At 41.0% G+C, this 15,220-nt stretch carries 11 protein-coding genes; 1 reads left to right on the top strand and 10 read right to left on the bottom strand.

From position 1 onward, the window contains the following. Nucleotides 1–34: 34 nt before the first annotated feature. The 8 genes from mutM to citZ all read right to left on the bottom strand — a co-directional run bounded on the left by mutM (nt 35) and on the right by citZ (nt 10,630). Complete coding sequence (mutM, locus tag ACNQGS_RS05395; protein WP_491486444.1) at nt 35–892, bottom strand: DNA-formamidopyrimidine glycosylase; 858 nt, start codon at nt 890–892, stop codon at nt 35–37. A 27-nt stretch (nt 893–919) separates the two neighbouring features. Beyond that, on the bottom strand, nt 920–3,556 hold the full coding sequence (polA, locus tag ACNQGS_RS05390; RefSeq protein WP_491486443.1) for a DNA polymerase I: 2,637 nt from the start codon (nt 3,554–3,556) through the stop codon (nt 920–922). A 4-nt stretch (nt 3,557–3,560) separates the two neighbouring features. Then, on the bottom strand, nt 3,561–4,985 hold the full coding sequence (gene pnpS / locus ACNQGS_RS05385; RefSeq protein ID WP_491486442.1) for a two-component system histidine kinase PnpS: 1,425 nt from the start codon (nt 4,983–4,985) through the stop codon (nt 3,561–3,563). Further along, nucleotides 4,982–5,698, bottom strand: a complete 717-nt coding sequence (locus ACNQGS_RS05380; RefSeq protein WP_213144630.1) for a response regulator transcription factor — start codon at nt 5,696–5,698, stop codon at nt 4,982–4,984. Before ACNQGS_RS05380 ends, pnpS begins: the two co-directional genes overlap by 4 nt. Nucleotides 5,699–6,512: 814 nt before the next feature. Next, nucleotides 6,513–6,989 carry a MaoC/PaaZ C-terminal domain-containing protein gene (locus ACNQGS_RS05375; protein WP_491486441.1) on the bottom strand — a complete coding sequence of 159 codons (477 nt, stop codon included), beginning with the start codon at nt 6,987–6,989 and terminating at the stop codon, nt 6,513–6,515. Nucleotides 6,990–7,075: 86 nt separating this feature from the next. After that, nucleotides 7,076–8,014, bottom strand: coding sequence for a malate dehydrogenase (gene mdh / locus ACNQGS_RS05370; protein ID WP_491486440.1), 939 nt, complete (start codon nt 8,012–8,014; stop codon nt 7,076–7,078). A 93-nt stretch (nt 8,015–8,107) separates the two neighbouring features. Further along, nucleotides 8,108–9,376 carry an NADP-dependent isocitrate dehydrogenase gene (icd, locus tag ACNQGS_RS05365; RefSeq protein WP_491486439.1) on the bottom strand — a complete coding sequence of 423 codons (1,269 nt, stop codon included), beginning with the start codon at nt 9,374–9,376 and terminating at the stop codon, nt 8,108–8,110. Between the two features lie 135 nt (nt 9,377–9,511). Beyond that, complete coding sequence (gene citZ, locus ACNQGS_RS05360; protein ID WP_491486438.1) at nt 9,512–10,630, bottom strand: citrate synthase; 1,119 nt, start codon at nt 10,628–10,630, stop codon at nt 9,512–9,514. Nucleotides 10,631–11,257: 627 nt separating this feature from the next. Between citZ and ytvI the strand changes: the two genes are divergently transcribed. Next, on the top strand, nt 11,258–12,361 hold the full coding sequence (gene ytvI / locus ACNQGS_RS05355) for a sporulation integral membrane protein YtvI (RefSeq protein ID WP_491486437.1): 1,104 nt from the start codon (nt 11,258–11,260) through the stop codon (nt 12,359–12,361). A gap of 112 nt (nt 12,362–12,473) precedes the next feature. Here ytvI and pyk read toward each other — a convergent pair whose 3' ends face one another. Together pyk and pfkA are read right to left on the bottom strand one after the other, a co-directional pair. Next, entirely contained in the window at nt 12,474–14,234 is a 1,761-nt protein-coding gene (gene pyk / locus ACNQGS_RS05350) for a pyruvate kinase (protein WP_491486474.1), read from the bottom strand. 20 nt (nt 14,235–14,254) lie between these two features. Beyond that, nucleotides 14,255–15,214, bottom strand: coding sequence for a 6-phosphofructokinase (gene pfkA / locus ACNQGS_RS05345; RefSeq protein WP_423799292.1), 960 nt, complete (start codon nt 15,212–15,214; stop codon nt 14,255–14,257). Between the last annotated feature and the right edge of the window lie 6 nt (nt 15,215–15,220).

Genomic DNA, 15,220 nt, shown 5'->3' with positions numbered 1-15,220 from the left:
ATGGCAGGAGCCTATCCAGTGTTAAAACTGGAATCTAGACAGATTCATTCTTTGCTCTTTTAATTTTAAGCCTTTGACATTTCGGGCAATAATGGGTGCCCCTTCCCCCTACGGTCGTTTTTTCAAGGGGCGTTCCGCATTTCTTACAAGGTTCCCCTTTGCGGCCATAGGCATATAACTCTAGTTGAAACATGCCAATTTCCCCTTGAGAATTCACATAGGAGCGAATCGTGCTGCCGCCTTTTTCGACTGCTTCACTTAAAGTTTCAACAATTTCTTTATGCAGCAACTCAATTTCTTTTTTCTTCAGTGATCCCGCCAGCCTTTCGGGGTGGATACCTGACCGAAATAACGCTTCATCAACATATATATTTCCAAGACCAACAAATAGATTTTGGTCCAATAAAGCCGTTTTAATTTTTCGATTCGTTTTTTTAAGCATTTCCCCTAAGTACTCTTTGGTAAAGTCTTCTGAAAAAGGTTCAGGACCAAGCTGGATAAGGGGAGGCTTAGTAAATTCCTCACCCTTTTTGTATAGATGCATGGTTCCAAATTTCCGGACATCCCGGTAGCGCAGTTCAGTCCCATCTGTAAAGTGAAAAATCACATGGGTGTGCTTATCAAATGGCTCTTCCTTCGGGTATAATCCGTATCTGCCCTCCATACGCAAATGGGAAACTAAGGCGAAATTCTCTGTATAAAGGATTAGAAATTTTCCTCGTCTTCCGATTGAAGCAAAAGTCTCACCTTTTAAAGCATCGATGAATTGTTCCACTTCAACAGGATTTTTAATGATTTTCGGCCAATACACGGTTACATCTTCGATGGTTTTTTGAAGAACAAGCTTTTCCAGCGTTCTCCTGACTGTTTCTACTTCTGGAAGCTCTGGCATACAATGCAGCCCCCTTTGCTGGTGTATTTACTTTGCATCAAACCATGTTGGTCCGTAAGCATAATCTACTTTTAACGGGACGGTTAGCTCAATCGCATTTTCCATCACTAACGGCACTAATTGTTTAAGAATTTCCAATTCCTCCTCAGGAGCTTCAAAAATCAATTCGTCATGTACCTGCAAGAGTAATCGTGATTTCAACCCTTTATCTTTTAATGCCTCATCCATATCAATCATCGCTTTTTTTATGATATCAGCGGCACTTCCCTGAATGGGCGTATTCATTGCCGTTCTTTCGGCAAAGCTTCTCACGTTAAAATTTCGGGCCGTTATTTCCGGAAGGTATCTTCTCCTATGGAGCAATGTAGAGACATATCCTTTCTGCTTCGCTGAATGGACGATTGTCTCCATATATTCCTTTACACGCGGATAACTGTTCAAATAACGCTCGATGAACTGCCCTGCTTCCTTCCTCGTAATCCCGAGCGACTGGGAGAGTCCATAATCGCTGATTCCATAAACGATCCCGAAGTTTACAGCCTTTGCCTGCCGTCTCATATTGGAGGTAACTTGGTCTGCATCAACATGGAATACCTCCATGGCTGTGCGTGTATGAATATCCATATCCTCTTTAAAAGCTTGGATTAGCTTTTCATCACCGGAAATATGTGCAAGAACCCGCAGCTCAATTTGTGAATAGTCCGCTGCAAAAATCAACCAGTCTTTCTCAGACGGAACGAAGGCCTGACGGATTCTTCTCCCTTCCTCGAGACGGATCGGGATATTTTGCAGGTTGGGATCAATGGAGCTTAACCTCCCTGTAGCCGTTAAGGTTTGCTGGAATCTTGTATGAACCTTATCTGTCTCTGGTTCGATTACCTTTAGCAATCCTTCAATATAAGTGGATTGCAGCTTGCCTAATTGACGGTAAAGAAGAATATGTTCAATAATCTCATGTTCACCAGCCAGCTTTTCTAAAACATCGGCCGAGGTCGAATACCCGGTTTTCGTTTTCTTAAAAGAAGTGAGCTGCAATTTTTCAAATAAAATGACGCCTAATTGTTTTGGAGAATTAATATTAAATTTTTCACCGGCTAATTCACAGATTTTCTCCTCGATTTCAATAAGCCGTTCGTTAAGCTCACGACCCATTGACTCCAGGCGCTCCCGCTCCACCTTAATGCCGCATGATTCCATATCAGCTAAGATGAGTGATAACGGCATTTCAAGTTCCGTAAATAAACTATATTGTTCATTTTTCTTTAGGTCATCTTCTAATTTGTCTTTTAATTCGGCCATAGCCATCCCCTTGCGGACAAGGTGCTCGGCAAGCCGGTCTGTTTCAGGAATCCTTTGTTTAGCCCCTTTTCCATAAAACGATTCATCAGATTGAATATTACGAATGCCATACTTACCCGCAATTGCCGCTAAATCCTCACCCGTTTCTGATGGATTCAAAATATAAGAAGCCATTAAAATATCAAAATCCGCCCCTTTTAAATGAATTCCCTGTCTTCTTAAGGAAACTTCGGTGCGTTTTGCGTCATATACCGTTTTCTTCTTCCCTTCATCCTCAGCCCAGTTCTTAAACGATTCCGAATTTAGCGCTTGTTCCGTCGGGAGAAAGAAATGTCCATTGTCGTTAACGATCGAAAATCCGATGATTTCCGCCTGATGATAGTTATCTTCCAGCATTTCCACATAAAAATAATTGGTATTCGCAAATAAATCGCCGCTAATTTCGGATGGAATTATGTATTCAACCTCTTCAAGCTCTTGTATCACATCTACTGCCGAATCTTCACCAAATTTATCCAATAACGATGAAAATCCTAATTCCTTAAACAAGCCTATTAATTTTTCTCTCGTAAACCCATCATATGAGATATCCTCTAAGTCTACCTCCACCGGCGCATGTCTTTCAATCGTTGCAAGCTGCTTACTCATTGCCGCCTGCTCTTTAAACTCTGTAAGCTTTTCCTTCAGCTTGTTCCCGCTAACCTTGTCAATTGATTCTAATAATTGTTCAAGAGTTGAAAATTCCTTCAGCAGCTTGATGGCGGTTTTTTCGCCTACCCCTGGTACGCCAGGGATATTATCGGATGAGTCCCCCATTAGACCTTTCATATCAATAATTTGGTCAGGGATTAAGCCATACTTTTCCTGAACATGCTCCGGCGTGTACACCTCTATATCTGTAATCCCTTTACGGGTAATCCCCACGGTAGTATGCGGTGAAGCAAGCTGTGTTAAATCCTTGTCGCCGGAAATAACCTTTACTTCAAATCCGTCTTTTTCAGCTGTTAATGAAAGCGTCCCAATAATATCGTCCGCTTCGTAATTCTCCAATTCATATCTTGATATTCCGTAAGCATCTAATAGCTCCCTAATAAACGGAAATTGCTCTGATAATTCCGGCGGTGTCTTCTGTCTGCCGCCTTTGTATTCTTCAAAGGTTTTGTGGCGGAAGGTTGTTTTGCCGGCATCAAAAGCAACCAAAATATGGGTTGGCTTCTCTTCCTCCAAAATCTTCATCAGCATCATTGTAAAGCCGTAGACCGCATTAGTGTGAATACCTTTATCATTGTTCAAAAGCGGCAATGCAAAAAAGGCTCGGTATGCAATACTATTGCCATCAATCAGCACAAGCTTTTTGTTTTCCATTCAATCACCTTCCTAAAAAATAGTTCACGTTCTTCGGCAGTTCGATTATAAACTCGCTGCCGCTTCCTAAATCACTTTTCACTCTAATATTTCCATGGTGTGCCTCAATCAAATGTTTCACGATGGCCAAACCAAGGCCTGTCCCGCCTGAATTTCGATCTCTGGCCCGGTCGACCCGGTAAAAACGTTCAAAAATCCGGGGAATTTCATCCTTCTTTATCCCTACACCGGAGTCCTTAACATGAACACGGACAACTTCGTCCTCTTCAACGAGTAATACCTTTACCACTCCTTCTAAAGGTGTATAGGTAATGGCGTTCCCTATTAGATTAATAAAAACTTGCTTTAATCGGTCAATATCACCTTTTAGGCTGGCACTTTTTTGCTCGCTGACAAGCTCAAGCTGAATGTTTTTCGCTTGTGCTTTACCGGATAATAGAGTAATGACGTCCTCTAGCAGCTCGAATAAATCCAATTCATTAATGTTTAACAGGAAGTTATGCTGCTCAATCTTTGAAAGTTCTAGCAGGTCATGGATTAGGGATTGTAGCCGATCGCTTTCTTTTAAAATAATAGAAAGAAATGATTCCAATGTCTCTTTGTCATTCATTGCTCCATCCAGAAGAGTTTCTGAAAAACCTTTAATTGATGTGACTGGTGTTTTTAGTTCATGCGAAACGTTGGCGACAAAGTCTTTTCGCGTTTGTTCGAGCTTTTTCATTTCCGTAATGTCATGAAAAACGAGTAAAATTCCTTTCCAGACATTGTTTTTCCCAATGATTGGAACACCGTATACATCAAAATATCTTCTTTCAATTTGCAATGGGATAAGCAGCTGCTTTCTTGCTTTTTGTTCTGTCCGGAAAACCTCTGCTATGATCTGGCATAGTTCTTTATCCTGAAGAACCTCATAATAAAGCTTATTTAAATAATCAGATGGTTCTACTTGGAATAGTTCAATATAGCCTTTATTAATTAAATTAATATACCCTCGGCTGTCAATAAGAATTAAACCTGCTCCCATGTTCTCAATTAATGCCTTCAAACGGTCCTGCTGCATTTCCTGCATTTTTTTGAGTTCCTGAAGATTTTCTGCCAGCCTGTTAATGGTGACAGCTAGCATCCCAGCTTCATCATTTCTGTCAACAGTTGTCCGGGCACGGTAATTTCCCTTTGAGAGTTCAACCGCTACATTTGTCACAGACTTTATCGGCTTTATATATCTGCTGGAAATTCGGATTCCGAGATAAACAATGATGATAAGGTCAATTAAAAGACTGACGGATAGGATCCACCATATTTGCCTTTCATTAAATGAATGTACAAAATAGCTATGGAACAACTGGCCGAACAGAATTCCCAATCCGATTAACTCTGAAAAAATTAATATAATTAAAGAAAACAAAAGTTTAGTTCGAAACTTTGTCATTCTTCTTTTGGCTCCTCCAATTTGTAACCAAGTCCGCGAATAGTTTTTATATAAGCCGGTTTTCTGGTATCCTTTTCAATTTTTTCTCTTAAATGAGAAATATGTACATCGACTATCCTAGTATCGCCAGCAAAGTCATAATTCCAAACAGCACTTAATAATTGATCCCGGGTTAAGACATTTCCTTTGTTTTGGGCAAGGTAGTGCAGCAATTCGAATTCTTTAAGAGTTAGCTCAAGCAAATTCCCCTCAATAAATGCTTCATATTTTCCCGGAAAAATAGTTATTTTTCCAATCGTAATCAATGAATCTTCTTTTGGGCTTGGGTCTCCCGCATCCGTCTGCAAATAAGTTCTTCTAAGAATCGCCTTAACACGTGCAATCACTTCCCTTGGACTGAACGGCTTCACCATATAGTCATCCGCGCCAAGCTCCAAGCCCAAGATTTTATCAAGCTCTTCATCTTTTGCCGTTAACATCAATATAGGTGTCATTATACGCTCTTGCCGAAGCTGCTTGCACACTTCCATACCATCCATTTTAGGAAGCATTAAATCCAGCAGGATGATGTCTGGTGATTCCTGTACAGCTAGCTGCCGCCCTTCTTCCCCATCCATTGCGGTAATTACCTCATATCCCGCCTGTTCCAAATTGTATTTTAGAAGTGTCACAATAGAGTGTTCGTCATCAACTACCAATACCTTTGTTTTCATCGTAAGGCCCTCCGATTTCGCTTCTCTCTTTCCTTCATTTAACATTATTATAATATAAATCCGAAAAGAAAACCTTTATCGGATAACTCGCACTGAAAATACGAAAAGGAATGTGTATCTGCACATTCCTCATGCTGTTGAATAACTTTCGATATCCTTTTAGTTCACCCCAATCTTTAACAATTTCAACGCGTTAATTTTTTATGATGTTATTAGTTTAAAGGTTTTTCAACAGGTCTGTTGATTTGCGCTCCAGGCGCTTCGCTTTCCGCGGGCGTGCCGGGGAGCCTCCTCGGAGCTATCGCTCCTGCGGGGTCTCCCCTGCCCCGTACTCCCGCAGGAGTCTTCGCGCCTTCCGCTCCAATCAACAGGTGTATTTAATAAAGACCGTAAACTCACAATAAAAAATAAAAAAAGAGGTTGTTCTGTTGTCTTGACCAAAGCTTCGGAGACAATATGGCTGGAAAGGCTTTGTTAATGCTGGTTAGAGAGATTGAAGAATGCAAGTAATCCTACACTCCATACCCAACTTGGGAAAATAATAAAAAGTATTGCAACACACTTAGCAATCTTAGAAAAAGTGTGTTGCAATACTTTTAGTTGATTTACCTCCCTGTTGATTGGAGCGGAGGGCACTCGACTCCTGCGGGATATAGAGGTCACTGGAGACCCCACAGGCGCCAAGGCGCCGAGGAGGCTCCAGGACCTCCCCGCGGAAAGCGAGTGCCCGGAGCGGAAAGCAACAGGCCCGTCAGCGGAGACTATCTATTAATAAAAACCAGCAATTATAATTAGAAGAATAAAGCTGTTCCTATTAAAAATTATCTAATGCTCTGGCATGGATTTCTTCCAGACGATATGGCGGACAGACTTTAAGCACACCGGTGATAACCGTTTCGTTTTTTTCGTTGAATGCCGAAACACGAATAGCAACAAAATGCCCTTCACGATTTACCTCGATTACTTCAAATAGAAATTCAACTGTTGAATAATGGTAAACAGGCTTTGTAAATTCAATCGTTTGGCTCATTACATGACTTCCCGGACCAGGGAGATATTTTGAGATGGCTGAAGTTATCATCCCTGTCAGCATAACGCTTGGAACAATCGGCTTTTCAAAAGGGGTCTGTGAAGCATAGTCGTGCTGTATGTAGAGTGGATTAGCATCGTCGGTTATTCCTAAATATAAAAGAAGGTCTTTATCCTCCACCTTCTCCGAGAAGGAGAGTTTTTCCCCAACGGTAATTTCTTCAATTCTTCTTCCTAGCTTACGTTTTTTTCCTAAAAGCATCACAAACCTCCATTGAAAACGATTTCATAAACTCAGGAAAATTCGGGAAGGCCTTTTCGCCCTTCCCGAATACCAAAGCATTAATATTAAACTAAGACATTCATGACATTGCGGACAGATTCAACCGATTTATCTAACGCAGCTTTTTCATCTGCAGTCAGGTCAAGTTCGATTACTTTTTCAATACCATTGGCACCTAGGATAGTCGGTACACCCAAATAAATGCCTTCATAACCATATTCACCTTCAAGGTAAGCGATAGAAGGTAATACACGGCGTTGGTCTTTTAAAATCGCTTCACACATTTCAACCAATGAGGCTGCAGGGGCATAGTAGGCACTTCCGTTACCAAGAAGGTTAACGATTTCACCGCCGCCTTTTCTTGTGCGTTCAACAATTGCTTCTAACCGATCTTTTGGAATTAGAGTTTCTAATGGGATACCACCGGCATAAGAATACCGTACAAGCGGAACCATGTCATCCCCATGGCCGCCTAGTACGAAGCCTGTAATATCTTTAACAGAGATGTTTAATTCTTGTGCAACAAAGGTGCGGAAACGAGCTGTATCAAGTACACCGGATTGACCGATTACACGGTTTTTAGGGAAACCAGATTCCTTAAACACAGTGTAGGTCATGGCATCCACCGGGTTCGTTAATACAAGGATGGTACAGTTTGGAGAATATTTTGCGATTTCAGAGGTAACAGCTTTCATTACTTTTTGGTTTGTTTGCACTAAATCATCACGGCTCATGCCCGGTTTGCGTGCGATACCTGCTGTGATAACAACGATGTCTGAGTCTTTCGTATCTTCATAATTTGATGTTCCGGTAATATTGGCATCAAATCCTTGAACAGGGCTTGCTTCAAGCATATCTAACGCTTTCCCTTTAGTGGGATTTTCCATTTGCGGAATATCAACTAATACAACATCACCAAGCTCTTTTTGGGCAAGCAAAAATGCAGTAGTTGCTCCAGTAAAACCTCCGCCAATTACAGAAACCTTTTTACGTTTTAATGACATACTTTTTCTCCCCTTTTTGAATGAACTTTTTAAATAAAGGGCTGTTATAAAAACAGCCCTAAATACACTTTGTTGTTATCACATTAGCTTTTCTTATTCCATGTTCTTAATTAGTTCGTCACCAAATTCAGAAGTTTTAACTTCAGTTGCGCCTTCCATTAAACGAGCGAAGTCATAAGTAACTACTTTTGAAGCAATAGTTTTTTCCACTGATTTAATGACCATTGAAGCTGCTTCATTCCAGCCCAAGTGCTCAAGCAGTAGTACACCTGATAAAATGACCGATGAAGGATTTACTTTATCAAGACCTGCATACTTCGGTGCAGTACCGTGTGTTGCTTCGAAGATTGCGTGTCCAGTTTCATAGTTGATGTTAGCTCCTGGAGCAATCCCGATACCGCCAACTTGTGCTGCAAGTGCATCTGAAATGAAGTCGCCGTTTAAGTTCATTGTAGCCACAACATCGAACTCACGAGGACGAGTTAGGATTTGTTGTAAGAAGATATCAGCAATCGCATCTTTCACGATAATCTTGCCAGCAGCTTCAGCATCAGCCTGCGCCTTGTTAGCAGCATCTGAACCTTGCTCAGCTTTAATGCGATCATATTGAGCCCAGGTAAAGACTTTATCGCCAAATTCCTTTTCTGCAAGCTCATAACCCCAGTTTTTAAACGCGCCTTCTGTAAATTTCATGATATTGCCTTTGTGCACGAGTGTAACGGATTTACGACCTTCTTTAATTGCATAGTTAATCGCAGCACGGACAAGACGTGTTGTACCTTCTTGAGAAACAGGCTTAATACCGATACCAGAAGTTTCAGGGAATCTGATTTTATTTACGCCCATTTCGTTTTGAAGGAAGTCGATTACCTTTTTAGCTGCTTCAGTTCCTTTTTCATACTCGATACCAGCATAAATATCTTCAGTGTTTTCACGGAAGATAACCATATCTGTATCTTGCGGGCGCTTAACTGGTGAAGGAACACCTTCAAACCATCTTACAGGGCGTAAGCACACAAACAAATCTAGCTCTTGGCGTAAAGCTACGTTTAACGAACGAATTCCTCCGCCAACAGGAGTAGTAAGTGGACCTTTGATGGCAATTAGGTACTCATTAATTACATCTAAAGTTTCTTTTGGAAGCCATTCGCCAGTTTGATTGAATGCTTTTTCTCCAGCAAGAACTTCCTTCCAAACTAATTTACGCTCGCCTTTATAGGCTTTTTCAACAGCTGCATTTAAAACTCTCTCAGATGCAGCCCAAATATCTGGACCGATGCCGTCTCCCTCAATGAATGGGATAATTGGATTGTTTGGTACGTTTAAGACTCCATTTGTTACCGTGATTTTTTCACCTTGCATGGTAGTTCTCCCTCCTAGTATGTAAAAACGTGAAAACCTGATGATATGGTAAAGACTTAAGTAAAGGTTAGCAGGTATCCACCCCTAACCTCTACCAAATCTTATTTAACCAATTTTTCGAAAAAAAGTAAAATGTTATCCTCTTTGTTCGATTGGAATATATTTCTGCATTCCAGGACCTGTGTATTCAGCACGCGGGCGGATCAGACGGTTGTTGTCGTATTGCTCTAAAATATGAGCAAGCCATCCGGATACACGGCTGACAGCGAAAATTGGCGTCATTAGGTCATGGTCAACACCTAAACTGTGATATACAGATGCGGAATAGAAATCAACGTTTGGCGGCAGGTTCTTTTCACCGGTTACGATGCTCTCAATTTTCACTGACATATCGTACCATTGTGGTTCGCCAGTTAGTTCTGTTAATTTTTTGGACATTGCTTTTAAATGCTTGGCACGAGGATCTCCTTGGCGGTAAACCCTGTGGCCAAAGCCCATAATTTTTTCTTTATTCTCAAGCTTGCCGCGGATATAAGGCTCGACGTTTTCAAGTGAACCAATATCGGTAAGCATTTTCATAACCGCTTCATTTGCACCTCCGTGAAGAGGTCCTTTTAACGCTCCGATTGCTGCTGTGATACCAGAATATACATCGGATAATGTAGCAACACAGACACGGGCTGTGAATGTAGAAGCGTTTAATTCGTGGTCGGCATGTAGAACCAGGGCTTTATCAATTGCCTCTACTGCAATTTGTTCCGGTTCTTTACCGGAAAGCATATATAAGAAATTCGCTGCAAAGCTCAAATCCTGTCTAGGTGCAACTGGCTCTAGTCCTTTTCTGATACGCGCAAAAGCTGCCACGATAGATGGCATTTTAGCTTGAAGACGAATCGCTTTACGATAATTAGCTTCCTTCTCCATTACATCTGCTTCTGTATCGTAAAGTCCTAATAAAGAAACAGCTGAACGAAGTGCTGCCATTGGGTGTACTGTCTGAACCGGGAACAATTTAAAGTGCTCAATTACTTCCTGTGGAAGTGCAGCACTTTCAGCAAGCTGTTGCTTTAATTCAACCAATTGTTCTGAATTAGGCAGCTTGCGATGCCATAATAGATAAATAACCTCTTCAAAGCTTGCATTTTCAGCTAAATCATCGATGTTATAGCCAACGTATGTCAGCGTATCATCAATAATTGAACTAATGGAAGAAGTAGTTGCCACAATCCCTTCGAGACCACGTGTTACTGTCATCAAAAATCTCTCCTTTACATTGTAAAATTCCCCATTACCCACTGCTTCATTAATTCTTTTAAACCGGAAAATCCTCAGTCTAGGATAAAAAGAAACGGCATAAAGTAATTTGAAGATTTCCACTGCAAAATCATCGCCGATAAACTGATCATTACCCTAGGTGACTGAGCGATTGCTCGGATTAAAACCAAAAAGTCTGTATGCCCTTTCATTCACAGGAATAAATAATTTTTCAAGTATTCCAGTATTCCTATACGGTTTATGTAAAAAAAGATATTGCTTACAAGCCTATTATAAACAATAATCAGATTTTTGTGAATGAAAAGGAATTGAAAATAGCAAAAAAATATTATTTCAAAAAAAACGGCGCTAAAAACACGAGCCATTTCACATAGTTTCAGCCTGTGTTTTCACCAAATCCCCCTTAAAGTTATTTTACCATAACATTATCAATGATGTGGAATACAATAACTCCAGTAGTTTTTTTCTATATTCCTCTGAAACTAATTTTAATAACTAAACGTATAAATTTAAGAAGAAATTTTAAGCGATGGAAAAATATGCAGAAAAATTAATAAAATGGTAAAATAGAGTAAGCGATTTTAAAAAAATGGAGGTCTATTACTTTTGAATCCCAAATACATAAACCGGAGCATTAGGTTTTTAATTGTTATCGGCGTTGTTGTTTTAGGGCTGCTTTCCTTTTACTATTTATCAAAAATAACCTATCCATTTTTAATAGGCCTTATTATAGCACTTGCTATAAACCCGCTAGTCAATCTTTTTGAAAATAAGACAAAAATGCCAAGAGCACTTGCTGTTTTTGTTGCTCTTATTATTATATTTGCCATCTTTGCCGGCTTGCTTACTTTGCTGGTAGTCGAGATCGTTACCGGAGCAACTTACTTAGCTAAAGTTATTCCAGAGCATTTAAACACTTTAATTAAATTCCTTGAAGACTATTTTACAGATTTGTACAATCAATTAACTAGCGTCTTTAATAAGTTGAATCCCGGGCAGAAAGACACGATCATTACCAATATTCAAAATATCGGCAAAAGGGTAGGGTCAACTGTCGGAAACTTTATTCAAGGCTTTTTTGGCAGCATTCCTAATGTTATTTCATGGATTCCAAATGCTGCAACCGTATTGATTTTCTCTTTGTTGGCAACCTTTTTCATCAGCAAGGATTGGTACCGTTTAAAGGCGATGGGTGGAAGGCTATTACCACAAAAAGCCAGAACAAGTGGAAAAACAGTATTTGTTGATTTGAAAAAGGCGCTTTTCGGCTTTATTAGAGCGCAGTTGACGCTGATTTCCATAACAACGGTTATCATTCTTGTTGGATTGCTTATTCTTCGTGTGGACTATGCCATTACCATTGCCCTTTTGACTGGTCTAGTCGACATTATTCCCTACCTTGGTACAGGAGCGGTATTCGTCCCTTGGATTGTGTACGAAGTTATAAGCGGCGACGTTGGGCTTGCCATTGGACTTGGTGTCCTTTACATAATCGTGTTGGTTCAAAGACAGATCATGGAGCCAAAAATCCTTTCTTCAAACATCGGACTAGACCCTTTGGCAACACTAATTGCACTTTTCGTAGGTTTTAAACTAATCGGCTTTCTTGGATTAATTGTCGGTCCCGTAACTCTTGTCATCCTAAGCACGCTATACAGGGCCAATGTTTTTCATGATTTATGGAAGTTTATCATGGGAAAAGAAGCTTAAAACTAAATAAAAACTCGCCGATTGGCAAGTCCGATAGGACGGTTCATGAGGCGTAGTTGAATTTATACTTTCTTATTAGCTAAAAAAACTCGCCGGCTGGCGAGTTTTTTTATTATAGTACACTAGCATGTCCGTTATAAATAATGCCTCTTGATGCGTCCACCGTGATTTCTTGGCCTTCCTTAAACAGTTTGAGTGCATTTTCAACTCCCACAATAACAGGAATACCTAAGTTTAAACCAACAACAGCAGCATGGCTTGTTAAGCCGCCTTCCTCTGTAATAAGGGCGGCACATTTCTCAAGGGCCGGAACCATTTCCCGGTCGGAGCCGATGGTTACAAGAATGGAACCTGATTTTACCTTTTCAGTAGCTTCATTTGCATCATGGGCAATAACGACTTTTCCAAAAGCGGACTTGCGTCCAATCCCTTGTCCCTTCGTAATAATATCGCCCACTACATGGATTTTCATTAAATTCGTTGTTCCCGCTTCTCCGACAGGAACACCAGCAGTAATAACCACCAGCTCACCGTGTTTAACAATGCCGCTGTTTAAGCTTTCCTCTACGGCGCTTTCAAGCATTTCATCCGTCGTGGTACACATTCTTCCCATCCGTGGATAAACTCCCCAGACAAGTGCCAGACGCCTGCAGGTTGATTCATCCGCAGTAATTGCCACGATCGCTGCCTTCGGACGATATTTTGAAATCATCCTTGCTGTATGTCCGCTTTCAGTTGGCGTGATAATTGACTTTACCTCTAAATTTAATGCTGTATGAGCAACCGATTGACCAATCGCATCAGTTAGGTTGTGTTCTGCATTCTTGCTGCGGTGTGAAAGGATTTCTTTATGGTTCAGAGCCTGCTCAGCCCGTGAAGCGATATTATGCATCGTTTGCACTGCTTCAACCGGATATAGCCCTGCAGCAGTTTCTCCAGAAAGCATAATAGCATCTGTTCCATCAAAAATGGCATTGGCCACGTCACTTGCTTCCGCACGAGTTGGTCTTGGATTTCTTTGCATTGAATCAAGCATTTGTGTTGCAGTAATAACCGGTTTACCTAGGGCATTACATTTCTTAATCAAAGATTTTTGCACCAATGGAACCTCTTCTGCAGGAATTTCTACTCCAAGGTCACCGCGTGCTACCATCAGTCCGTCTGAAACCTCAAGAATTTCATCAATATTATCGACGCCTTCTTGGTTTTCAATTTTAGGGATAATTTGGATATGTGTTGCCTGGTTTTCTTCTAAAAGCTGGCGAATTTCCAAGACATCCTTGGAACGGCGAACAAATGAGGCCGCAATAAAATCAACGCCCTGCTCAATTCCAAATAAAATATCCTGTTTATCCTTCTCTGTAATACCGGGCAGGTTAACTGAAACTCCCGGCACATTAACACCTTTTTTATTTTTCAATGTACCACTGTTTAAAATTTTCGTCTTAATTTCACCCTTAGAATGATCAATGTTGATAACTTCCAGCCCTATTAAACCGTCATCCAACAGAATTTTGGAGCCTGCTTGTACATCATCAATTAAACCTTCGTATGTAACGGAAAATTTCTCTGTGGTTCCTTCCACTTCGGTCATTGATACAATAATTTCTTCTCCGGACTTCAGTTCAATTGCTCCATTTTGCATATTGTGGGTACGAATTTCAGGCCCCTTTGTATCAAGCAAAATGGCAACTGTTTTACCTGTTAAACCGGCTGCTTCACGGATATTCTTGATTCTAGCGCCGTGTTCTTCAAAATTCCCATGAGAAAAATTTAATCGTGCTACATTCATTCCTGCATTCATTAATTGTGTTAAATTGTCAACACTTTCACTTGCAGGGCCAATCGTACAAACAATTTTTGTTTTGCGCAACATTTCTTGCCCTCCCTTTTTTAAATCGAAAGTTCTTTAGAAAGATTAAATAGTTCAAGATCCAATGTATGTTTTTTGGCAAGAGCGTCAATAATGTCGTAGTCGACAAGCTTGTTATTCTCCACACCGACAGCACGGCCGCCTTTGCCCTCAATTAGAAGTTCCACTGCTCTCGCACCCAATCTGCTGGCAAGCACCCGATCTGCGGCAGTTGGCGAACCCCCACGTTGAATATGTCCCAATACTGATACCCTTGTATCGAGGTTGGTGGCATCCTTTAGCTGCTTAGCAAACTCACCCCCGCTGCATACACCTTCGGCGACCACAATAATACTATGCTTTTTCCCACGTTCTTGACCTTTTCTCAAACGATCAGCAATCTCGTCCATGTTGTAATTCTCTTCTGGAATCAGAATCGTTTCCGCTCCTCCGGCAAGCCCTGCCCACAAGGCAATATCACCGGCATCTCGCCCCATTACCTCAATAATAAAAGTTCTTTCGTGCGAGGTAGCCGTGTCGCGAATTTTATCTATTGCATCAATGACTGTATTTAATGCCGTGTCAAAACCGATTGTCATATCAGTTCCTGGAATGTCATTATCAATCGTACCCGGTACACCAACACAAGGATAGCCAAGCTCTGTCAATGCCTTCGCACCACGATATGACCCGTCACCGCCAATGACGACAAGTCCTTCAATACCATGAGCCTTTAACTGTTCAATTCCTTTTTGCTGGCCCCCTGTTGTTTTAAATTCCGGGCAGCGGGCCGATTGAAGCATTGTTCCTCCGCGATGAATGATATCTCCAACTGAACCGAGCTCAAGCTTTTTTATATTGCCGCAAATTAACCCTGAGTAACCACCGTAGATGCCATAAACTTCAACATTGTGATAAATGGCTTTTCGGACAACAGCGCGGATTGCTGGGTTCATTCCCGGTGAATCCCCGCCGCTTGTCAGCACCCCAATTTTTTTCATGGTAAT

This window comes from Neobacillus sp. PVCKKU3 (assembly GCF_058323225.1).
Note: the sequence above shows the minus strand (reverse complement) of the source record. Positions and strands in the feature narration are given on the sequence as shown.